The organism is Noviherbaspirillum saxi, from assembly GCF_003591035.1.
GTDB classification, from domain to species: Bacteria; Pseudomonadota; Gammaproteobacteria; order Burkholderiales; family Burkholderiaceae_D; genus Noviherbaspirillum; species Noviherbaspirillum saxi.
In genome coordinates this window covers 500,759-523,679 of record NZ_QYUO01000003.1, presented here as the reverse complement: position 1 = coordinate 523,679, position 22,921 = coordinate 500,759, and the positions used below count along the sequence as shown (strand labels likewise).

At 58.3% G+C, this 22,921-nt stretch carries 15 protein-coding genes; 11 read left to right on the top strand and 4 right to left on the bottom strand.

The annotated features are described in order from the left end of the window. Window positions 1-5 precede the first annotated feature (5 nt). Entirely contained in the window at window positions 6-1,277 is a 1,272-nt protein-coding gene (fahA, locus tag D3871_RS25575) for a fumarylacetoacetase (protein WP_119772780.1), read from the bottom strand. Further along, a complete protein-coding gene (gene hmgA / locus D3871_RS25570) occupies window positions 1,274-2,617 on the bottom strand; it encodes a homogentisate 1,2-dioxygenase (RefSeq protein ID WP_119771914.1) in 1,344 nt (447 codons plus the stop codon). The genes fahA and hmgA overlap by 4 nt, the downstream gene beginning before the upstream one ends. 140 nt (window positions 2,618-2,757) lie before the next feature. Here hmgA and D3871_RS25565 point away from each other — a divergent pair, with 140 nt between their 5' ends. Continuing rightward, a complete protein-coding gene (locus D3871_RS25565) occupies window positions 2,758-3,663 on the top strand; it encodes a LysR family transcriptional regulator (RefSeq protein WP_119771913.1) in 906 nt (301 codons plus the stop codon). Window positions 3,664-3,788: 125 nt separating this feature from the next. Here D3871_RS25565 and hppD read toward each other — a convergent pair whose 3' ends face one another. Next, the gene (hppD, locus tag D3871_RS25560) at window positions 3,789-4,865 is read right to left on the bottom strand and encodes a 4-hydroxyphenylpyruvate dioxygenase (RefSeq protein WP_119771912.1); all 1,077 of its coding nucleotides are present in this window, start codon (window positions 4,863-4,865) and stop codon (window positions 3,789-3,791) included. 233 nt (window positions 4,866-5,098) lie between these two features. Between hppD and D3871_RS25555 the strand changes: the two genes are divergently transcribed. From D3871_RS25555 to D3871_RS25525, 7 genes are all read left to right on the top strand, one after another. Beyond that, window positions 5,099-5,617: an Lrp/AsnC family transcriptional regulator gene (locus tag D3871_RS25555; protein WP_119771911.1), complete on the top strand. Its 519-nt coding sequence runs from the start codon at window positions 5,099-5,101 to the stop codon at window positions 5,615-5,617. An 88-nt stretch (window positions 5,618-5,705) separates the two neighbouring features. Next, on the top strand, window positions 5,706-6,464 hold the full coding sequence (locus D3871_RS25550) for a sulfite exporter TauE/SafE family protein (RefSeq protein WP_119771910.1): 759 nt from the start codon (window positions 5,706-5,708) through the stop codon (window positions 6,462-6,464). 518 nt (window positions 6,465-6,982) lie between these two features. Beyond that, complete coding sequence (locus tag D3871_RS25545) at window positions 6,983-8,791, top strand: TolC family protein (protein ID WP_233575819.1); 1,809 nt, start codon at window positions 6,983-6,985, stop codon at window positions 8,789-8,791. Continuing rightward, entirely contained in the window at window positions 8,788-10,308 is a 1,521-nt protein-coding gene (locus D3871_RS25540) for an efflux RND transporter periplasmic adaptor subunit (RefSeq protein WP_119771909.1), read from the top strand. The genes D3871_RS25545 and D3871_RS25540 overlap by 4 nt, the downstream gene beginning before the upstream one ends. Continuing rightward, window positions 10,305-13,433 (top strand): efflux RND transporter permease subunit, encoded by a 3,129-nt coding sequence (locus D3871_RS25535; protein WP_119771908.1) that lies wholly within the window; start codon window positions 10,305-10,307, stop codon window positions 13,431-13,433. Before D3871_RS25540 ends, D3871_RS25535 begins: the two co-directional genes overlap by 4 nt. Before the next feature lie 897 nt (window positions 13,434-14,330). Beyond that, window positions 14,331-14,870 (top strand): AAA family ATPase, encoded by a 540-nt coding sequence (locus tag D3871_RS25530; protein WP_274381786.1) that lies wholly within the window; start codon window positions 14,331-14,333, stop codon window positions 14,868-14,870. Window positions 14,871-15,089: 219 nt separating this feature from the next. Next, window positions 15,090-15,641, top strand: a complete 552-nt coding sequence (locus D3871_RS25525) for a hypothetical protein (protein WP_147376899.1) — start codon at window positions 15,090-15,092, stop codon at window positions 15,639-15,641. A gap of 190 nt (window positions 15,642-15,831) precedes the next feature. Here D3871_RS25525 and D3871_RS25520 read toward each other — a convergent pair whose 3' ends face one another. Then, complete coding sequence (locus D3871_RS25520; RefSeq protein ID WP_147376898.1) at window positions 15,832-18,057, bottom strand: hypothetical protein; 2,226 nt, start codon at window positions 18,055-18,057, stop codon at window positions 15,832-15,834. A gap of 448 nt (window positions 18,058-18,505) precedes the next feature. Between D3871_RS25520 and D3871_RS31465 the strand changes: the two genes are divergently transcribed. From D3871_RS31465 to D3871_RS25505, 3 genes are read left to right on the top strand one after another with little or no spacing between them, the layout of a single operon-like run. Further along, a complete protein-coding gene (locus D3871_RS31465) occupies window positions 18,506-19,213 on the top strand; it encodes an energy transducer TonB (RefSeq protein ID WP_199724929.1) in 708 nt (235 codons plus the stop codon). A 42-nt stretch (window positions 19,214-19,255) separates the two neighbouring features. Next, the gene (locus tag D3871_RS25510; protein WP_119771904.1) at window positions 19,256-21,532 is read left to right on the top strand and encodes a TonB-dependent receptor; all 2,277 of its coding nucleotides are present in this window, start codon (window positions 19,256-19,258) and stop codon (window positions 21,530-21,532) included. Window positions 21,533-21,564: 32 nt separating this feature from the next. Continuing rightward, window positions 21,565-22,911 (top strand): PepSY-associated TM helix domain-containing protein, encoded by a 1,347-nt coding sequence (locus tag D3871_RS25505; RefSeq protein ID WP_119771903.1) that lies wholly within the window; start codon window positions 21,565-21,567, stop codon window positions 22,909-22,911. The last annotated feature ends 10 nt before the right edge of the window (window positions 22,912-22,921 follow it).

Below are 22,921 nucleotides of genomic sequence, written 5' to 3'. Positions count from 1 at the left end.
TCTCACTACTTCCTTACGCCCTGCAAGGTACCGCGACACTCGCCAAAACCAATCCGTCTTGCCCCCGGTTTTTCACAATACCCGCGCAGGATCACCGTGTCGCCATCTTCCAGGAAGGTGCGTTTTTCGCCATTGGACAGCGTCAGTGCCTGTTTGCCGCCGAGCGTCAACTCCAGCAGCGAACCGCCCTGATCGGCTGCAGCACCCGACAATGTTCCGGAACCAAGCAGGTCGCCGCTTTGCAGGTTGCAGCCATTCACGGTGTGATGCGCAATCAGTTGTGCCACGGTCCAGTAGGCATCGCTGTAATTGGAGGTCGTCAGCAGTTGCGGCGCGAGCTTGGATTTCTGCATCGCTTCGGTTTGCAGCCATACTTCCAGCTTGATGTCGATGCCACCAGCTGCACGGTTCAATGCCGAATCGAGGTAAGGCAAGGGTGCCGGATCGCCCGCAGGGCGCTGGAATGGAATACGGAATGGTGCCAGCGCTTCCATCGTTACGATCCATGGCGATACGGTGGTCGCGAAGTTTTTTGCCAGGAACGGTCCTAGCGGCTGGTACTCCCAAGCCTGGATATCGCGCGCGCTCCAGTCGTTGAGCAAGGCCAGGCCGAACACATGCTCTTCCGCTTGTTCCATCGTGACCGGATCGCCCAATGCGTTTTGCCGTGCGACGAAAATGCCCAGTTCCAGTTCGTAATCCATTCTGCGCGACGGCCCGAGCGACGGCGCCGGATCGTCCGGTCCTTTAGTCTGGCCGCGCGGACGATGGAATTGCTGCCCGCTGGCGCCGATGGACGATGCGCGGCCGTGATAACCGATCGGCACCCATTTGTAGTTCGGCATCAGCGGATTGTCGGGGCGGAACAGCTTGCCGACGGTTGTCGCATGATGAATGCCGGTATAGAAATCCGTGTAGTCGCCGATCTGGCAGGGCAGGCCGAGTTCCACCTGGTCTTGCGGCACAAGTGCAGAAGCGAATGCCGCCTGCTGTGCACTGCCATGTCGCAGGCCTTCGGAAATCGCCAGGCGCAGGCGACGGCGCTCGTCGCTGGTTGACGCCATCAAGTGATTCATGTCGATGGTGTCGATCAGCTTTGCCTTGCGCAAGTCCAGCACCTGGTCGCCGATGGCGACGCCGATCAGCCAGTCGCTATTGCTGTCGCGGCGAAAGCGTCCGAACGGGAGGTTTTGGATCGGAAATTCATTGTCGGCGGCATTCGCACTTTCCACCCAGCTCTTGAGATCGGGCGCGGTTGTCATATCTGATGTATTCATTTTGCGTTCGGATTGAAATTTTTCTTGATGGTCTGCCAGCATTGAAAGTATTCGTTCTGCAACTGCGAGGTCTCCAGCGCGAACCGCGTCGGCTTGATCACAGTCGGTGTCTCGAACATGAAAGCCATGGTGTCGGCCACCTTGTTGGGCGCGGTGGTGTCGATGCGGGATGCCTTTTCATAAGTTTCGCCGTCCGGGCCGTGCCCCGACATGCAGTTGTGCAGGCTGGCGCCGCCGGGGACGAAACCTTCTGCCTTGGCATCGTACTCGCCATGAATCAGGCCCATGAATTCACTCGCGATGTTGCGGTGGAACCAGGGCGGCCGGAACGTGTTTTCCGCGGCGAGCCAGCGCGGTGGAAAGATCACGAAGTCGATGGTATCAACACCCGGCGTGTCGCTCGGCGACTGCAGCACCAGGAAAATCGACGGATCAGGATGATCGTAGCTGATCGAACCGATGGTATTGAAGCGGCGCAGGTCGTATTTGTACGGCGCGTAGTTGCCGTGCCATGCCACGACGTCCAGCGGCGAATGGCTGATCGCGGCGCTCCACAAGTGGCCGTTGAACTTGGCCAGCAGTTCGAACTCTCCTTCCACGTCTTCATAGGCCGCATGCGGCGTCAGGAAGTCGCGCGGATTGGCGAGACCGTTGGAACCGATGATGCCCAGATCGGGCAACCGGAACAGCGCGCCAAAGTTTTCGCAGATATAACCGCGCGCCTGAGCGTCCGGCAGTGCAACGCGGAAACGCACGCCGCGCGGAATGACGGCGATTTCCTGAGGCTCGATTTCCAGCATCCCCATTTCGGTTGCAATCTGAAGCCGGCCCTGCTGCGGCACGATCAGTAATTCGCCGTCAGCGTTATAGAAGTAGCGGCCTTCCATTGTTTTGTTGGCGGCATACAGATGAATTGCGCATCCGGCCATGGCGTCCGGTGAGCCGTTACCGGCCATAGTGACCCAGCCTTCGATGAAGTCCGTTGGCGTGGTGGGCATTGGCAGGGGATTCCAGCGCAGCTGATTCGGTGGGGTCGGCGGCACGCTAGCAAAATCGGACACGATGGTGCTCGACTCGACCAACTTGAAGGGCTGATGCACTGCGGCTGGCCGGATGCGATACAGCCACGAACGTCTGTTATGGCTACGCGGAGCAGTGAATGCGGTACCCGAAATTTGCTCGGCGTACAGGCCATACGGCGCACGCTGCGGGGAATTCTGTCCGATAGGCAAGGCGCCGGGCAAGGCTTCGCTTGCAAATTCATTGGCAAAACCAGACTGGTAGCGTGCCTTGTTGATGGTTAGACCAGGCGCTTTGGCGAGATCGTCGATGGTTGTCATGAAAATGTTCCTGTGCGAACGATAAATGGCAAATTCGTGCCGGAATACCGGAAACGAAAGAATGACAGCAACGACTATAGGACCATACTCGATGAATTAAAATACAAATACACAAATTTCGGATATTTAGATAATCAATAATGCGTAATCCCTCCGATATCGATCTTAATCTGCTCGTGATCTTCCATGAACTATTTCAGCAGCGGCAAGTATCGCTGGTCGCGGAACGTCTCGGCCTGTCTCAGCCTACGATCAGTAATGCGCTTGCGCGACTACGCAAGACCTTCGATGATGAGTTGTTCGTCCGTACCGCACAGGGCATGCAGCCCACGCCTTATGCGCAGGATATTGCCGAGCCGATTACCAACGCATTGGCAAACGTTTCCCGCGCGCTGAATCGGCAGCAGCAGTTCGAGCCGCTGAGTAGCGACCGCCAGTTCGTGATCGCGATGACCGACGTGGGCGAGATCCATTTCATGCCGACGCTACTGGAACAATGTAACAAAATCGCACCGCATGTCCGGATTAGTGCCGTGCGGGTGAACACGGTGGACTGGCGTGAAGGTATCGAGACAGGCCAGATCGACCTGGTGATCGGGGCGTTTACCGATGCATCGGAAAGCCTCTACCACCGCAGCTTATTTAGTCAGAAGTATGTCACGATGTTTCGCAAGGATCATGTCTTTGCGAACGGCAAAGTCAGTCTTGCCGAATTCCTTCAGGCAAGACATCTCATCGTCTCGTCGCGCGAGAACCCGTATGACGTGATTAATGACAGGCTGGAGAAGGCAGGCGTGGCGAGCAGGGCGCAATTCCATGTACCGCACTTTACATCCGTACCCTATATCGTCAGCAGCACCGACATGGTGGTGACCGTGCCGGAAAAGCTGGCACAGCGAGCCGCCGCGCCCTTCGGGCTCGCCTTCATCTACCCGCCGCTGAAACTGCCGCCGCTGCAGACAAGCATTTTCTGGCACCGCCGTTTCAACCAGGACAGTGGCAACCAATGGTTGCGTACCGTGATTGCGAAGACGTTCAGGGAATAGCGCAACGCACACCGGGCTGTCGTCAACCGCGATGTTTTCATTCGACAACCCAGAAGCCGGATGACAGCGCTGCTCGTGTGTCGTTGCTCAATCGTTGAGAAATGCCGCCTGCCGGTTCCTATGCCTTAAGCGGTTTGCAGTACGCCGCGACGCACCTGATCCCGTTCGATGGATTCGAACAATGCCTTGAAGTTGCCTTCGCCAAAGCCATCGTCGCCCTTGCGCTGGATGAATTCGAAGAAGACGGGGCCAAACACGGTCTTGGAAAAGATCTGCAGCAGCAAACGCTTTTCACCGCCGTTGGTCGAGCCGTCGAGCAGGATGCCGCGTGTCTGCAATTCGCTGACGTTTTCGCCATGTCCCGGCAGTCTTTCAGACAGCATTTCGTAGTACGTTTCGGGCGGCGACGGCATGAAGTCGACACCCGCCATCTTCAACTGGTCCAGGGTCGAAATCAGGTCATCGGTATAGAGTGCGATGTGCTGGATGCCTTCGCCGTTGAACTGCATCAGGAATTCTTCGATCTGGCCGGAGCCCTTCTTCGATTCTTCATTGAGCGGAATGCGGATCATGCCATCGGGCGCGGTCATCGCCTTGGAGGTCAGGCCGGTATATTCGCCCTGGATGTCGAAGTAGCGAATTTCGCGGAAGTTGAACAGGCGCTCATAGAAGGCAGCCCAGTAAGACATGCGGCCACGATAGACGTTGTGGGTCAGGTGATCGATCAGCTTCAGGCCGGCGCCTTGAGGATTGCGGTCGACGCCTTCGATAAATTCAAAGTCGATATCGTAGATCGACTTGCCTTCTTCGAAGCGGTCGATCAGATACAGCGGAGCGCCGCCGATGCCCTTGATGGCGGGAAGACGCAATTCCATCGGTCCGGTCGGGATGTCGACCGGTTGCGCGCCGAGCTCCAGCGCGCGCGCATAGGCCTTGTGCGCATCCTTGACGCGGAAAGCCATGCCGCAGGCGGACGGGCCATGCTCGGCGGCAAAGTAAGAGGCGATGCTGTGGGGTTCGCTGTTGATGATGAAATTGATGCCGCCCTGGCGGTACAACACCACATTCTTGGAACGATGGCGCGCCACCTTGGTAAAGCCCATCGTCTCGAACATCGGCTCCAGCACTCCCGGCGTCGGCGACGCGAATTCAACAAATTCGAAGCCCATGAGGCCCATCGGGTTTTCAAACAAATCAGCCATGATGTATTCCTGAAAAAGAGTGGAGCAGAGTAGTGACGGACACCTGTTGTTCAGATCCGCTGCCTGTGAAACAGTGCCGGGAATCCGCCAATCGATCACATTGGCCGGACGGCGTAATCTAGTGACAATAGGCAAAGTCTAATGCGCGAAGCATGCAATTTGTGCGCGTTATGTGTAGTATTTAAAGGTCAACATGCACAAAGTGTGCAAATTTATGGCGGAGATTGAATAGAATGACTACGATAAATGTCGATCGGTATGATTTGGAGATTTTGGACGAATTGCAGCAGGACGGAAGGACAACCAACGGTACCCTGGGCGAGAAAATTCATCTGTCCACGTCGCAAGTCAGCCGACGCATACAGCGGCTGGAAGAAGCAAAGGTGATCAGTCACTATGCAGCGATGCTCGATCCCGACATCGTCGGCCTGAGCGTGATGGCGTTTACCTCGGTCACGCTGGAACGCCATGGGGAAGCACGCAGCGACACTTTCGAACGGGCGGTTTCCGACATGCCGGAAGTTCTCGAGTGCCTGTCGGTTACCGGCGAAGCGGATTACATCCTCAGGATTGTGGTGCCCGACCTGGCGTCTTTTTCGGCATTTCTGATGAGCAGCCTGCTGCGCGCACCGGGTGTGGTCAACGTAAAGTCGAATATCACGCTCAAGAGAATAAAGCAGACCAACGTTCTGCCATTGGGACATCTGCTGCAGCCCACCGAGGCCACGCGAAAGCTGGTGCTGGCGCGCTAAATCGGACCGGCACCGCGTGCGCGGCAGCCATCGACCGTCATCCACGGACCTATTCATTACCGCACCACAGATTGAAAATGCACACCGCATGGATATAACAATTTTGATCGTAATACTCGGCGCAGTGGTCGCCGGCTTCGTTCAAGGCCTTTCCGGCTTCGCGTTCGGACTGGTGGCGATGTCGTTCTGGGCCTGGGCCATCGATCCCAGGCTGGCCGCCGCAATGGCCGTCTTCGGCGGACTGACCGGGCAGATCGTGGCCGTGTTCACGGTGCGACGCCGCATGGATCTAAAGCTTCTGCTTCCCTTTATCCTCGGCGGCCTGGTCGGCATCCCGATCGGGGTAGGTATCCTGCCGCACCTGAACATTCAACTGTTCAAGGCAACATTGGGAACGATCCTTGTCGTCTGGTGCCCCATCATGCTGTTCGCGCATCGCCTGCGGCGTATCGAAGCCGGGGGATCGCTCGCCAATGGAATCGTTGGCGTCCTGGGGGGCATGATGGGTGGCCTGGGCGGCTTTAGCGGCACCATCCCCACGCTGTGGTGCACCCTGAAGAGATTCGACAAGAGCGAGCAGCGTTCCGTTATCCAGAATTTCAACTTGGCCGTTTTGTTCGTGACGATGCTCATTTATGTCAGCACTGGTGTGGTGAACGCAGACATGATTCCCATGTTTGTGATTGTCGGGCCTGCGATGCTCATTCCTTCACTCCTCGGTGCACGGCTGTATATCGGCATGAGCGAGACGAACTTTCGAAAACTGGTCCTCGGTCTGTTGACCGCATCCGGCATCGCATTGCTTGCATCTTCCCTGCCCAAGCTGATCGGCGACTTCTCTGGCTGAAGCTGTGCCCGATGAGGCATCACGCACTTTGCTCGGCAGGATGTTCCCGTGCGCGCAGGCTGGGGCAAGCCGCCTCCGCGCAGGATGGAACCATCATGACAATCCAGGTCACTCAATATCCACAGATCAGGTTCGTTTCAGCGTGAGCGTGCTGCAGTTCAGGCATTCGGCCCCCGATCTGTCGGTCCACGAAATCTTGCAGGGCAGGGCCGCAAGATAAGGTCGCTGCGCTCTATGCAAGTCTGCAATAGCCTCGCTCCATGTCTTTCGCCAGACCACGATGGCTGCTTGAGGCATGTGCGAAAAATGGCGCATGGCACGTTTAATGCTGAAGTGTTGGCGATGCGGCTTGCATCCAGGTCGCGGCTGCTTCAGAGGATGAACATCAGAGGGAATCGCAACGTAGCGAATCACGTCTTTTTCAGGAACCCGTTGAGATGAGGATGTTTGGATATCGATTGGCAGGCGCGACTCTACTAGCAACGGAGATCAGAGCGGATGGTCGTGCTTGTCTGCCGATGCCACTCAGCGCGGCGATGCTGCTGTCGGTGATGTCCCTTGCCGCTGCGTCGGATTCGCAAGACCGTGGATACCAGACTGCGCCGCGTTTGGAAGAGAGGACGGTGGGTGTTGACGACGGTCGTGTGCCGGATCTCGTCCTGCGCGCGGGAATTGCCTACACACCGAAGGCTGCGCATGCGAAGGCGCGGAACCAGCCGCATGCCGCGCGTGTTCCTCCGCCGGCTCCGGACCGACGCGCCGAGACCGGAGACGATGTATTGCCCGATCTGATTCTTCACCGCGGGATCGCCTACGTCCCCGGAGCCAGGCGGACGCAGACCGAGACGGCACGCGTTGGCGATACCGCCCTCCAGGCAGGGCATCCCGCGCAGCGCCTGCCCGTCATGGCCGGCCCCGTGCCGCCGCCTGATCCCAATCGCAAGCCGGCATTTCGCCCCGAGTTTGCGTTGCTGCGAGCGGAGGATAAGCGTCATGTCGCGGCGCTGCCCTCGTCTCTACCGGCCCTTCCGGCACCCGGCACGAGCTTCAACGCCGGCTATCCCATGGAGCCGGAGATCAGGAGCCGGCGCGTCGGCACGACCTCGAGCGGACTCACTCTGGCCGAGGCATTACGCCACGCGACCGCCCGGTCGCTTCAGCTCGTCGCACAGGATCGCTCGGCGTCCGCATCGCTGGAAATGGCAACCGCCGCACGTCAATTGCCCGATCCTGTTCTCAGGGGCGGTATCGAAAATCTTCCCGTGAGCGGAGCGGATCGGTTCAGCCTGACCGGCGACGCAATGACAATGCGTCGGATCGGTGTCTCGCAGGAATTCACCGGTAGCGACAAACGCCGTTTGCGCGCGGACCGTTTCACGCGCGAATCCGAAAAGATGCTGGCCGAAAAGGACCTCGCGGCCGCCGCGATCGAGCGGGATACGGCGCTTGTCTGGTTCGATGTTTACTACGCCGAGACGATGGCAAGCGTCATCGCAAGTCAGCGCGAGCAGGCGAAGGCGGAGATCGTGGCTGCCGAAAGCAGTTATCGTGGCGGGACTGGTAGCCAGGCGGATATTCTTGCCGCCAAAAGCGGACTGGCTGAGGTCGACAACCGCGCCAGCGAGACCGCGCGCAGGATCCGGAGCGCGAGGACCATGCTGGCACGCTGGATAGGCGAGGCGGCGAGCCGGCCGCTGGCGGAACGGCCTTCCGTTGACCTCGTGCCGGTCGATGTGTCCACAATTCTTCGCCAGCTGGATGAGCATCCGCAAATTGCGTTGCTGGCCAGGCAGGAAAAAATCAGTACGACTGAAATACAGCTTGCGCAAGCGAACAAATCTTCCGACTGGAGCGTGGAACTGGCCTACAGCCAGCGCGGTTCCATGCAGGGCAACATGCTGTCGGTCGGCCTCTCCATCCCTTTTCAGATCGATCCGAAGAATCGCCAGGACCGTGAAATCTCGGCCAGTATCGCAAAGGGTGCGCAAGCGGCGGCCGAGCGGGAAGAAGCCTTGCGGGCTGTCACTGCGGAAGTCCGCAACACTGCGGCCGAATGGGAAAATGGCCGTGAGCGCCACCTGCGCTTCGAGCGAGAATTGTTGCCGCTGGCGAAGCAACGTACCCAGGCATCGCTGGCGGCCTATAGAGGCGGCAAGGTGATGTTGGCCGATGTGTTGGCGGCACGCCGCAATGAAATTGACGTACGTCTCCAAGCGCTGCAACTGGAAGCAGACATCGCCCGCTTGTGGGTGCAGCTGCGCTTCTACACAGCCCAGTCCGACCCGGCGCCGCATGCTGCAACCGGCGGTCCGGGGAACATGCAATGAATCGCGGACTGATTGCGGTCGCGTTAGCGGCGGTGAGCCTTGGCACTGCTTCGGGCTACGGCCTTTACCGGGTGATCATGACGCAGGGAGAGGATACGTCGAGCCGCGAAGCGGGTATCGGGGCGCCGGAAAAGAAAGTGCTGTATTGGCATGATCCGATGGTTCCCGGCCCGCGTTTCGACAAACCGGGCAAGTCGCCATTCATGGACATGCAATTGGTGCCGGTCTACGCGGATGAGGCTGGCGCGGCGGGCGACGACGGCAAGGTCGGCATCAACCCGCGCGTACAGCAGAATCTGGGAATACGCACCACCGAAGTCGCAAGGAAGGAGTTGGCGCCGGTGGTGAGCGCTGTGGGCAGCATTGCCTATAACGAGCGCGATGTTGTGCTGATACAGGCGCGCAGCAACGGATTCGTCGAAGGTCTTCATGTGCGCGCACCGCTAGCCCGGGTACACAAGGGACAAGCATTGGCGGAGTTGTATGTGCCGGAGTGGATTGCCGCGCAGGAGGAATACCTGGCAGCGCGGCGCGTGGGCGGCGGAACCGGACTGAACGGGCTGGCCAAAGCGGCGCGGCAGCGCATGCGTCTGGCCGGCATGTCCGAAGACCAGATCCGCACGGTGGAAGCGCGCGGCAACGTCCAGCCGCACCAAGCGGTGACGGCCCCCGTCGACGGCGTGGTCACGGAACTCGCCGCCAGGGAAGGCATGACCGTCGCGCCCGGGATGAGCTTATTTCGGCTCAACGGCACTGGCACCGTCTGGCTCAACGCAGACCTCCCGGAAAACATGTCGGTCCAGGTGCGGGCCGGTACGGCGGTCGAAGCCCAGGTTTCCTCCATGCCGGGGATGGTTTTCAAAGGCAAGGTCAGCGAGCTGTTGCCCGAGATCGATCCGGCCACCCGCACGCGCAAGGCACGCATTGAGCTGGCGAATGCCTCCGGCGAACTGACGCCGGGCATGTTTGCCACCGTCAGCCTCGCTTCCGCGCCGCGCGCGGCGGTGCTTGCCGTCCCGAGCGAAGCGGTGATTCAGACCGGAGAACGGCAAGTCGTGATCCTGATGCAAGAAGGCGGCACATTCAAGCCGGTCGATGTGCAGGCCGGCATCGAAGCCAATGGCTGGACCGAAATCCGGAAAGGCGTCGAAGCCGGACAAACCGTGGTCGTTTCCGGCCAGTTCCTGATCGATTCGGAAGCCAGCCTGAAAGGCACCGCGACGCGCATGAACGCAGTCACGCAGGCCACTCACCGCACCTATCGCACCGAGGGCAAGGTCGAGGACATTAGCAAGGAGGAAGCCACCATTTCACATGCGCCAATTCCCGCGCTCAAATGGGGAGAGATGACGATGGAGTTCGCCTTGCCCGCAGGCGGCATGCCGAAAGGGATCGCCGTCGGTGACAAGGTCGTGTTCGAGTTCAGCATGCCCAAAGAAGGCGTGTACCAGATCACCACGATTTCGCGCGCGACCGCATCCGGTTCGGGTGGCCGAAAAGCAGCAGGCGCCAGTTGATGGCCCGGCTGATCCGCTGGTCCATCGCCAATCGGCTGCTGGTGCTGATAAGCGCGCTGTTGCTCACGCTATGGGGAAGCTGGGCGCTGCTGCGCGCGCCGCTCGATGCGATTCCCGATCTCTCGGATGTGCAAGTGATCATTCGCACCACGTATCCCGGGCAGGCGCCGCAGATCGTGGAGAACCAGGTTACCTATCCGCTGACCACCACCATGCTGTCGGTGCCGGGCGCGAAAGCGGTGCGAGGATATTCCTTCTTCGGCGATTCGTTTGTGTATGTATTGTTCGAGGATGGCACCGATCTGTACTGGGCGCGCTCGCGCGTGCTGGAGTATTTAAACCAGGTGCAGTCGCGCCTGCCGGCACAGGCAAAGGCATCGCTCGGACCGGACGCGACGGGCGTCGGGTGGATCTACGAATACGCGCTGGTCGACCGCAGCGGCAGGATGGATGTGTCGCAACTGCGCGCCTTGCAGGACTGGTTCCTCAAATACGAACTGAAGGCGGTACCGAATGTGGCCGAGGTGGCCAGCATCGGCGGCATGGTGCGTCAATACCAGATCGTGCTCGATCCGGACAAGATGCGTGCCTATCGCATCACGCATGGCAAGGTGATCGAGGCGGTGCGCAAGGCGAACCAGGAAACCGGCGGCTCGGTGCTCGAACTGGGCGAAGCGGAGTATATGGTGCGCGCGTCCGGATACCTGGCGTCGCTGGACGATTTTCGGCGCATTCCGCTGGCGGCCAGCGATGCGGGCGTGCCGGTGCGGCTCGGCGATGTGGCGCGCATACAGGTGGGTCCGGAAATGCGGCGCGGCATCGCGGAATTGAATGGCGAAGGAGAAGTTGCTGGCGGCATCATCGTCATGCGATCCGGCAAGAACGCGCTCGACACCATCGATGCCGTGAAAGCCCGTCTCGAGATGTTGAAGCCGGGATTGCCGCAGGGTGTGGAGATCGTCCCGGTCTATGATCGCTCGGTACTGATCAAGAGCGCGATCAGGAACCTGGTGGAAAAGCTGATCGAGGAATTCATCGTCGTGGCGCTGGTGTGCGGGTTATTCCTGTTTCATGTGCGCTCGTCGCTGGTGGCGATCGCCACACTGCCGATCGGCATACTGACGGCCTTCATCGTCATGCATTACCAGGGCGTCAATGCCAACATCATGTCGCTCGGCGGTATCGCCATTGCCGTCGGCGCGATGGTCGATGCGGCCGTGGTAATGATCGAAAACGCCCACAAGCATATCGAGGCATGGCGTCATGCCCATCCAAGTGAAGAGTTGCGAGGTGACGAACACTGGCGCGTCATCGGCGACGCCGCAGTGGAAGTCGGACCGGCCTTATTCATGTCGCTGCTGATCGTCGTCCTGTCCTTCGTACCGGTGTTTACGCTCGAAGCGCAGGAGGGAAAGCTATTCGCGCCGCTGGCCTTCACCAAAACCTATGCCATGGCCGCAGCGGCCGGGCTCGCCATCACGCTGATTCCGGTATTGATGGGCTACCTGATTCGCGGGCGCATTCCGGACGAGCAGGCCAACCCGCTCAACCGTGCGCTGATCGTGCTGTATCGCCCGGTGCTTGAGCGTGTGCTGCGTCATCCGAAGGCGACCTTGTGCATCGCAGCGTGCATCGTCATCGTCACACTGTGGCCCTTGTCCCGCCTCGGCAGCGAATTCATGCCGCCACTCGATGAAGGCGATCTGTTGTACATGCCCTCTGCATTGCCGGGACTGTCCGCGGGCAAGGCAGCGGAATTGCTGCAGCAAACCGACCGCCTGATCAAAACTGTGCCGGAAGTGGAAAGCGTATTCGGCAAGGCAGGCCGCGCCGAAACCGCGACCGATCCCGCGCCGCTGGAAATGCTGGAAACGACCATCCGCTTCAAGCCGCGCGACCAATGGCGAGCGGGCATGACGCCCACCAAGCTGGTCGAAGAGCTGGACCGCACGGTCAAGGTTCCCGGGCTGTCCAACATCTGGGTGCCGCCGATCCGCAACCGGATCGACATGCTCGCCACCGGCATCAAGAGCCCGGTCGGCATCAAGGTCGCCGGGAGCAGCCTGAAGGAAATTGACCGCATCACTGCCGACATCGAACGGCTGGTCAAGACGCTGCCGGGCGTGTCATCGGCGCTCGCGGAACGGCTGAGCGGCGGACGCTACATCGACGTCAACATCGACCGCGATGCGGCCGCCCGTTACGGCATGAATGTCGACGATGTGCAAAGCCTCGTGTCGGCCGGGATCGGCGGCGACAATATCGGAGAAACCGTCGAGGGCTTGCAGCGCTTCCCGATCAACGTGCGTTATCCGCGCGAAGTGCGCGATTCGGTCGAGAAGCTGCGCCAGTTACCTGTCCTGACCGAGCGCGGCGCGCAGGTGCGCCTGGGTGATCTCGCGACCATCCGCATCAGCAGCGGCCCGCCCATGCTCAGGAGCGAGAATGCGCGCCTGTCAGGATGGGTCTACGTCGATATCCGCGAACGCGACCTGCGTTCCGCCGTGCGGGAGATGCAGGCGGCGGTTGCCGCGCAGGTCGCGCTGCCCGCTGGTTATTCGGTGTCCTGGTCGGGACAGTTCGAATACCTGGAGCGGGCGCAGGCGAAACTTGCACTGGTGGTGCCGGCGACGCTGCTCATCATTTTCATCCTGCTGTTCTTCCTGTTCAAGCGAACCGACGAAGCCCTGCTGATCATGTCGGCATTGCCCTTCGCATGCTGCGGCGGCGTCTGGCTGCTATGGCTGCTCGGGCATCATCTGTCCGTCGCCGGCAGCGTCGGCTTCATTGCGTTGGCCGGTGTCGCGGCGGAGTTCGGGGTGGTCATGCTGCTGTATATCAAGAACGCATGGGAGGAAAAACGTATGCGCGGCCTGGTGTCGGATGCCGACCTGCTCGACGCAATACGCGACGGAGCCGTGCTGCGGGTGCGTCCCAAGGCCATGACAGTGGCGGTCATCATCGCGGGATTGGTGCCAATCATGGCGGGTTCGGGAACTGGTTCGGAGGTGATGCAGCGCATCGTCGCGCCGATGGTGGGAGGGATGATAACGGCACCGTTGCTGTCGATGCTGGTGGTGCCGGCGGCTTATTTGCTGATGCGCCGAGGGGTATTAAATTCATGATTTTCCACCAAGCGAACACAGCGTAATCGACAACCGTTTCGCCCATACTTGGCGCTATCAACCCAAGCAATGAAGTAAAAAATACCCCGCAGAACTGACAGATGCAGGAACCGGTCTGTCAGTCAGCACCACCAACCCAATTCAAACCGTTTGCAGAAAGCCGAAACACTGCGGGATTGATTCGCCAGCGCAGTTTTCAAGTCGGTTCAAGCGACGACTTCAATCCCGAACGATGCTACCCACCGGAAGCCAAGAGTGTTACAGCGCCTGCAAACGGTTTGGTAAGTGCGGGGCGCTCGTTCGGTCAAATACGTCCGTACAGCCGTCGCCTAAGTCAACTTGAAGAAATGTTCTCCGGGCCAACCGTATCCGGGAAACCTGAACGCAAGTACAGCGACTATCGCCTTTGCGTAGGACGGCGACAGAATCGGGAACATGTGTATCAAAATAGAAAGGATCAAAAATGTATAGCAATGCTGCTACCCAACGAGCAGTTCAGGACCTAATCGAGAGTATGGTGCCGACCCAGGGAGTCGTATCGAAGATTTTTTAGCTCCGCGATTAAAGGAGTGCCATGACGATGTTAAAGAGACGGCTGTTGCAATTGGCAATACCATTCAATATGGCATAGGTGAATTCAACAAAGATGAAAACGTAACAGCAGCTCATATTGACATCTACCGCCCGTTTTTTCTACGTTATGTATGGCTCATTTGTACTAACAGCCCTCCTAAACATATTGCAGCCTCGCTTTTCAACTCATCTGCTTACCAGGAATTCCAGAAAACTCTAAGTGGATACGATACTGCCATTCAAGGAGCGATAGGGAACTTCATATCGGTTGCCGTACACAATTCGAATCCGAATAACACTCCTGAGTCGACGGCAGTTGCTTATTTGGGTGGATACGGAGGCACTGGCAAGACAACAATGGTTGAGAAGATTGCGGAGCTTCTTGGTGTTCTCTTCATCAAGATTGATATGTCTTCCACGACGCTTGCTAAACTTCAGGGCGAACAAAAATCCGGCCAGGTAAAACAGGGGAAGCAGGACTTGGAAGAGCTTGTCGGAAAATTAGCGCTTGAGATTGTTCGTTCTGGTGTCAGTAATCCATTGGTATTTTTTGATGAAGCCAACTTGAACGCCAATAACATGGCCTCGTATATGAAATTTTTGTTACAGGCGTCACCCGTATTAAACGTCCCAAGCTGCAATATCAAAATACCGCTCAACCGTATCAATTTGATCTTCGCCTCAAACGACGTTGTGAAAGACGCCGCCCTGGCCCAACGTTTTCCAATCATCACTTTCCAGGCACTAACCGAGGATCAAAAAATTGCTGCGGCATCAGAGAAATTCAGCGTCATCATCGAACGAATCAAGACTCAACATGGCGATGAATTTGCAGGAAAGGTACAGAATGTCTTCGATCATTGACGTGAGCATATCGTTAATGAGGATATCAAACGGAATCCGGGAGGTCGAGTTATCAAAGAAGTCGTCTCGAAATTTATCTCTCGAATCGAGCATGAACTAAGTAACCAAGATCAACCTATCGATTGGTACGACGACGCTACGGTCCTGCAGATAGTTAGTGATATATATGCGGTTCATGCGCAAGAAGAGATGGGCGGGAAACGCATCAGCACAGACAGAGTGGCCACTGTTGAGAAGTTCATTGATCAAATGAGCGGCCGCGTAAAACAAGATGCCAAATTAAGTGAAGCATTAGCTGCTCTACGTAAGAAATGTAGCCAGCATACCATCGTGAAAAATGATTCAGTGATGCTATTCCTTGTTAACGCTTTGTTAGGCACCCAGGTAGCGGCAGGTGTCCCTGTACAAATTACCGATAAAGCCGAGAAAAAAGAAGCCTTGCATGTGATTTCGCATTTGGTCAAGGAATCCATGTGCAGCACCGCACAGCCCGAAGTTTCCTGGGCTTCGGTGGGAACATGTTTAAGCCGATTAAGAGATTTGGTAGTCGGACATGCTTTGGATAGCGATCTTCAAGAAGAGACTTTGACCATCATTCAAAATATCCTCAGCCAAATGCCCACCGATCCGGACAACAACAAGAAGCGACAGAAGGCGATAGAAAAACTATTGAAATGGCACGCGGATAATGTCGAAATTCTTACTGAGCCAGTTAAAAATCTTGCAATTAGCATAACTGATTGGCTTGGCGATAAGCCTTCCGGAAAGTAAGTGGTTTTGAAGGCAAAGATCATTGCCGAGGCAATGCTAAGAAGTGATAGCGCCATCTCGATGATGCGAGATGGCGCTATGACCACTTTAAGCAAGGTAAGAAAAAAGAAATTCAGCAGTCGAATTGCATGTCAAGCGTTCGACCATGCGATTCAGCTTCAGGCTATAACTGCGCCCCAAAGCTGCGCAGCTAACGCTGGTGAAGAACAGGCCGTAATCGGAGCGAAGCAGAGAGAGGACGGCAATCTTTCCCAAGATGCTGCTTTGGGCGATCGGTAGCTTCTCCGTGCAGAGTCCGGCTCGCAACCAGTACCTCCACAACAGTACCTTCCAGGCCCTTCATGAGCTCGGACAGTGGCATCGTAGGTACATGGCGCAAATTCAAACCATCGTCATCGATTTGATACCATGCATCGCTGCCACGGTGTTTCAATCCCTTGAAAAAAACGAGGTTCGCTTTCTCGGTTTTGAGCAATAGCAGTACCGTTTCGTTGTTCTGTTCGACCTCTTTGACGCGGCCGACATCGGCAATTGGAATGTACGTTGTTATCTTTAATTTAGCGTCCTTGAGCCTGTTTCGATGCCAATCATGGCCTTTTCCTTTTAAGCCATATAGCAGAGGCATCAGGACGTCAAAACTATTCTGTACCTTGACCTCGCTATCCGATTTTGCGGCAGTCATCACGTCACCAACACAGGCCCCTATTATTCCCTCCGCCATCATTACGCGCGCCTGAGCGAGGTCTCTGTCGATCGCAGATCCCTGTTGCGCCCCATGTATGCCATCGCGGGCGTTATGCCACATTTGCGGAATCGATCTCGCAGTCGCAACGGTATTCTTGTACAGCCTTGTCCCGACCTTGGTAAGCTGCCCGAGGTAGCTTAACGTACTCACATGTCTACGCTCCAAATGCGATGCCGAAGGCTCGATCTGCCTCGCCATGACGCCAGAACCCATGACGAGTGACGTCTCGGCGGCCGTGGCGGCGGACGCTGCGGCATCGATGACCTGATCGCTGCAGAGCCCATCGAGAAGCGCCGATGAAGCCTCCTCGGAGACTATGCCCAGCGTATCGGACAGTGCCCGCGTGCAGTACGCCTTGCTTAAACGAGCAACTGCCCCGTCGCCTAGCAGTCTTGCCTTCAGTGCTGCCCGAAGTAGGTCACTGTCATTTACCAGCAATTCGGCCGCACGTGATTGGTGACCGAGTCCGCCCAGATCCCCCTTCATCACCAGATCCCGTTGCAGAACGAGAAGTCGATGCGCCCGCTCGTTGCATTCTTGCTTCGCCTCGTAGTCCAGCGCTTCCGCTACCAATTCCAACCGCGACTCCATCGGACCTTTCCACTGCTTTCGCAATTTTCGCGCGTCGATATCCGTCTCTTTCAATTGACTGGCAGCCTTGGCTTCACAACCGTCATTCAGGATGTCGGCAAAGCGCATGTTTAACTCGTCGATGACGCGGTTAGCGCGCGCCCGATCACTATTTCTCGCCACCATTTGCGCAGCTTCAAACAGAGGCGATAGTACGTTCGCCGCCGTTGCGGCGGCGCCTGCCCTAATAATTTTGACTGTGGTCGATGCACGGTTGTCCTCGAGACGGTGCCGCACTATGCCCGCTGCTTTCTGATGCGCGACGCGAGCCGCCCCCGCAGTATCGATATAGTGTGTGAGCGTCTCATGACTAGCCCGGTATAAGTCTATCGTGCTTTTTTCAACTTTCCCTTTTCGTACCGCCATAAGCACTTCTGCGCGCGCAGAAATGAACTCAGCCAGCGCCCGCTGTAGCGCAAGCGAGACGTCCGCATATTGATTCCGGATCTCCCGAAAACACGGAGCTTGAGAGATACGCTGGTCAAGTCGCGGCACCCACTCAGTCTGCCTCAAGGTCGACGTAATATCGGAGACGACCACAGCAATATCGGATGTCGCCGGTTCTAACCAGGACGGGACGAGCTGCGACATCAGGATTCCCGGAATGCTTTCACGCAGCTCGTCCCATCCTGGCCATAAACCGGCGGTCGTTCCCGCTGTTTCCGTTAAGGCTGGCGGGATATTCTGCCATTGCTGGAGACGCTCTTCCATTTCTTTGCTGTTGTTGAAGTTCGATCGTGCACTCTGCTTTTTGAGACAGCGCACTGCTTGAAGTGCAACGGCTATATTAAAAGTGGCGTGCTGTTCGTCGTGCCACTGCTTGATGACCGTATCTAGTGTCGGCGTGCCGCCGAGGGCCGGTGGGCATGGGGATGATGTAGGCTCTGGACAACCGACCTGGTGGGCGTTGTCTGGAGTGCGTAACAAATGACTAACATCATCGAGCCGCAGATTGCCGACAGAGCGCATCTCGCTGATTTTCACGCATCCATTGTCAGCTGAGTGATACGAAGAAGAGGGCGCTGGAAGAATTCTGGTCATGGATACACCGAACGAAACCGGCTGGTGCGACGGTCATCGCCCCGTCTTTTGGCGTCGAATTGCCACTGACGTGTTCAAGCGACGCCAGTCACGTCTTTGTGCGTGGACTAAGTGGAAGTAGAACGCAAAAGGTTCCTGCAGGATGCGGTTTTGTTCTCGTTTTTAGCCCAGGTCAACCATATCAAGATAGAGATCGCGCGACCGTCACCGCGATCATCATCGCTCATGGCCACGGCATCAACGTAGGTGGCCCCATTCTCGAAGCCGCTCCTTCGATATCTACTGCCTGGCCAGTGCATCCGCTTGCAAGTGACAGGTTGTAGAGCAGATTAAAAATTCGTTCGTTCTGGAACCATCGCTTCGCAGGCGCCACTCAATATCGGACAAAAGGAGAATTCTCTGCCGAACCCGGATTGTTCCATGGCCCGTTGAAACATCTCATCCACCTATGACAACTGCTGCGTTTTCCGATGAACCTCAGGAGCACCGTCCGCTGGCGCAACGTGCATCGCAGTTTGCCGCGGTCGTAGGTTTGCACGCCGGACTGATTGCCTGCCTGATGTCTGCGCAGGCACACAACACGATAGAGCCAGTTGTGCTGCGCTTGGAAACGCGCACCATCGAGATCCCGTCGCCTTCATTGCCTGAACCCCCGACATCCGTGACGACTCCCCCTGCACCGCTGCCGGCGGCTGCGACGTCAGTGAAGCGCAACGCACAAGTACCAGCGCAGAAGCCGATGCTTGCAGCAGTACCAAGCGCAGAGCCGGTATCGCCCATGTTCCCGGCTGCGCCGACCGCACCGAGCAGTGAAGCCGGGCTCCCTGCGGCTCCTGGTCCGGCCGCTACGCCGGCACCCGCACCGGTAGTAGTACAGGGGCCACGGTTCGACGCGGACTACCTGCAAAACCCTGCGCCTGCCTATCCGTCGATTTCGCGCCGCAAGCGCGAAGAGGGCAAGGTATTGCTGCAGGTCCGGGTAAGCACGGCAGGCCTGCCCGAACAGATACAGATCAAGCAAAGCAGCGGCATTCCGCGTCTGGACGAGGCGGCTGTCGATACCGTGCAGCGCTGGCGCTTCGTACCGGCGCGCCGCGGCGAAGAAACAGTGGCTGCAAACGTAATGGTACCGATTGTTTTCCGACTGGAAGGTTAGGCCAATACGGCCATTTAAAACAACAAAGGGGGGAACACAAGAATGAAATCCAGCTACCGCCTGCTATACGCTGCCTTGCTTGCCGCCCTGGCTACCGGCGCATCGGCCCAGCAGGTATCCGGCGGTCCGGTCAAGACCTTGGGCACGGTCACGGTCACCGGCGGGCGTCCGACTTCCCTGCCGACGCAGATCCCGACCACCATCGAAGGCGTGACCGGTGAACAGGTCGAGGATACGATCAATGCAACCGACAGCGAAGATGCGCTGAAATACCTGCCGAGCCTGCTGGTGCGCAAGCGCTACATCGGCGACTACGACCATGCGGTCCTGGCCAGCCGCGCATCGGGAACCGGCAACAGCGCACGCTCGCTGGTCTATGCGGACGGCATCCTGCTGTCCAACCTGCTGGGCAACGGCGCTTCCTTTACGCCGCGCTGGGGATTGGTAACGCCGGAAGAGATCGAGCGCGTGGATGTGTTGTACGGTCCGTTCTCGGCAGCCTATCCGGGCAACTCGGTCGGCGCCGTGGTGGACTATCTGACGCGTATGCCGACGAAATTCGAAGGCCATGCCAAGCTGACCGGCTTCACCCAAAGCTTCCAGCAATATGGCGCCGATGACACCTATTCCGGACACCAGGCCAGCGCGTCGCTGGGCAACAGGAACGGCAACTGGTTCTGGTGGCTGAACGTCAACCGGCTCGACAGCGACGGCCAGCCGCTCGTTTTCGCGACCAGGCTGGTCAGTGCCGGCACGGCGAGCGGCGCCGGCACGCCCGTGACGGGGGCGATCGCGGACAAGAATCCGCAAAACCGGGACTGGTGGATTCTCGGCGCCACGAACCAGGTGCACACCATCCAGGACCATGCGAAAGCCAAGCTTGCCTATGATTTTTCACCAACCTTGCGCGCCAGCTATACGCTCGGCTGGTGGCAGAACGAAGCAAAGCGCACCTCCCAAACCTATTTGCATGACGCGGCCGGCAAGCCTGTCTACAGCGGCAACGTCAATATCGGCGGCCGCCAGTTTGCATTGACGCCGGCCGACTTCGCGCCGAGCAACGGCAAGCTGGAACATGTGATGCATGGCTTGTCGGTGAAGAGCAATATCCAGGGTGTCTGGGATTGGGAAGTCGCGGCCAGTCTCTACGATTATGCAAAGGACCAGGTACGCACGCCGACCACCGCATTGCCGGCGGCCAGCGCCGGCCGCATCACCGACATGGGCGGCACTGGCTGGCATGCGCTGTCGCTGAAAGGCACCTGGCGTCCGGATGGCGCGGCGGGCGCGCACATTGTCGATATGGGCTACCAGCGCGAGAACTACAAGCTGCGCACGCTGGTGTCCGATACGCCGGACTGGCTCAATGGCGGCGCGGCGGCCCGCTTCTCCGCTTTCAATGGCAACAGTGCACTGCAAAGCCTGTATCTGCAAGACACTTGGCGCTTCGCGCCAGCATGGCGCGCTACGCTGGGTGGACGCCTCGAAGAATGGCATGCCTATGGCGGCGAGATCGCGAACGCAAGTTCGGTGTTGCCGTTCGTGGAACGCAAGGAAACCCATTTTTCGCCGAAGGCGGCGATCGCCTACCAGGTATCGTCCGAACTGGCGCTGAAGGCATCGTTGGGACGCGCGGTGCGCATGCCGACGGTCGCCGAACTGTACCAGGGCAGCATTTCTACCGGCACCATCGTCAACAACGATCCGAACCTGAGGCCGGAGAAATCCTGGACCAGCGAATGGACCGTGGAACGCGACTTAGGCAACGGTTTGATGCGCGCCACGCTGTTCCATGAAAACACGCGCGACGCGCTGTATTCGCAAACGAACGTCACGGTCACGCCGAGCCTGACCAATATCCAGAACGTGGACGAGATCCACACTTCCGGCCTGGAGCTGGCCTACCAGGCCAATGACATCGGCTTGCGCGGCCTGGACCTGAACAGCAGCCTGACCTATGCCGATTCGACGATAGCGAAGAATGCCAAGTTCCCGGCGAGCGTGGGCAAATGGCAGCCGCGCGTGCCGAAATGGCGCGCCAACCTGCTGGCCACTTATCGCGCCAATGAAAAATGGACCCACACGCTCGGCCTGCGCTATAGCGGAAGGCAGTACGGCACGCTGGACAACAGCGATCCGAACGGCTTCAGCTACACCGGCGTCAGCAAGTTCCTGGTAGCCGATGTGCGCATGCACTACCGCGTCGCCAGGCAGTGGAGCCTGGCGCTGGGCATCGACAACCTCAACAACTACAAGTACTGGGCCTTCCATCCGTATACCCAGCGCACTGTCGTCGCTGAGCTGAAGTTCAGTATGTGAGACGGCAGGCGTTGATCATCAGGAGAGCATGCATGATTCGAACCAGGATAAGCACCGTCAATAATGAGAAATTACTGGAGGCCCAGCGCAGGAGCCTGTTCTGGCGTATCCATTTCTGGGCGGCGCTGATCGCCTCGCCATTTGCACTGGTTGCGGCATTCACGGGCATCCTGTACATCTTCACACCGCAGATCGAAAGCGCGTTGTACGGCAAAATGGATCGGGTCGTTCCTGCCGGGGCCATGCGGCCGCTCGACGATGCAGTTGCTGCGGCAAATGCCGCAATGCCGGAGGGCCTGATGTTGCGCTCCGTCGTGCCCGCCTATAACGAGCGCGATAGCGTGAAGGTTTATTTCGCACCGGTCGGCACCAGGCCCGGACACGAAGGACATGACCACGGGCCTGCCGCCGACAGCATTTCGGCGCGGCCCACGGTCATGTACGTCAACCCGTACACGGCGGAAGTGCTGGGTAGTCAAGTGGAGGCGGAGCGTTTCGGCAACTGGTCGAGAAAACTGCACTCCAGTCTGCTGCAAGGCGACGGCTGGCGCTGGATGATCGAGCTTGCCGCGAGCTGGCTAATGATCATGCTGATCACCGGCATCGTGTTGTGGTGGCCATCGAAGAAGCAGAACGCGTTGCCGCAAAAGGGAACGCAAGGGCGCCCGGCCTGGAGGCAATGGCATGCCTTCATCGGTATCGCGCTGAGCCTGATCAGCCTGATCATGGTGGCAACCGGACTGACATGGAGCAAGTACGCGGGCGAACAGATACGGGGTGCACGCGATCTGGCGGGGCAGGCACCGCCGCAAGCGCCGCGGAATCTGAAATCCGCGGCGATCGAAGGCGCGACGCCGATGAACTGGCAATCAGCATGGGATGCCGCGCGCCGGCAGGCTCCGGATGTGTCAATGCAACTGACGGCGCCGCGAGGAGCACACGGCGTCTGGCGCGCAGCCAGCTTCGACCGCAGGCAGCCGGAAAAGAAGTTCGACCTGGTACTGGATGCGTACAGTGGCAACAGTCTCTACTACGCGGGATGGGACAGGCAAACGGCGTTTGGCAAGGCAACGGCGATCGGCATTCCCTTCCATCGCGGCGAATTCGGCTGGTGGAATCAGGCAGTGCTGCTGATGTTCGGACTCGGCATCCTGTTCTCGCTCGTATCCGGATGGGTGATGTACTTCAAGCGCCGGCAAAGCGGTGCGCTCGGGCTGCCGCGCCTGCTACCCGGCGCATGGACATCGGCCTCTCCCGCGACATGGGTGACGGCCATCATCCTGAGCATGGCAATGCCCTTGTTGGGGCTGTCGGCAGGCTTGGTGCTGATTACCGAATTGCTGCTGCATTGGCGCATGCGCAAGCCCGCGACGGCCTGATCTTTTGACA

Coding starts and splice junctions, on each gene's coding strand:
- D3871_RS25520 (WP_147376898.1), bottom strand. CDS start 18,057: ATGACCAGAATTCTTCCAGCGCCCTCTTCTTCGTATCACTCAGCTGAC.
- D3871_RS25545 (WP_233575819.1), top strand. CDS start 6,983: ATGCCACTCAGCGCGGCGATGCTGCTGTCGGTGATGTCCCTTGCCGCT.
- D3871_RS31465 (WP_199724929.1), top strand. CDS start 18,506: ATGACAACTGCTGCGTTTTCCGATGAACCTCAGGAGCACCGTCCGCTG.
- D3871_RS25565 (WP_119771913.1), top strand. CDS start 2,758: ATGCGTAATCCCTCCGATATCGATCTTAATCTGCTCGTGATCTTCCAT.
- fahA (WP_119772780.1), bottom strand. CDS start 1,277: ATGAATACATCAGATATGACAACCGCGCCCGATCTCAAGAGCTGGGTG.
- D3871_RS25555 (WP_119771911.1), top strand. CDS start 5,099: ATGACTACGATAAATGTCGATCGGTATGATTTGGAGATTTTGGACGAA.
- hppD (WP_119771912.1), bottom strand. CDS start 4,865: ATGGCTGATTTGTTTGAAAACCCGATGGGCCTCATGGGCTTCGAATTT.
- D3871_RS25550 (WP_119771910.1), top strand. CDS start 5,706: ATGGATATAACAATTTTGATCGTAATACTCGGCGCAGTGGTCGCCGGC.
- D3871_RS25505 (WP_119771903.1), top strand. CDS start 21,565: ATGATTCGAACCAGGATAAGCACCGTCAATAATGAGAAATTACTGGAG.
- hmgA (WP_119771914.1), bottom strand. CDS start 2,617: ATGACAACCATCGACGATCTCGCCAAAGCGCCTGGTCTAACCATCAAC.
- D3871_RS25540 (WP_119771909.1), top strand. CDS start 8,788: ATGAATCGCGGACTGATTGCGGTCGCGTTAGCGGCGGTGAGCCTTGGC.
- D3871_RS25510 (WP_119771904.1), top strand. CDS start 19,256: ATGAAATCCAGCTACCGCCTGCTATACGCTGCCTTGCTTGCCGCCCTG.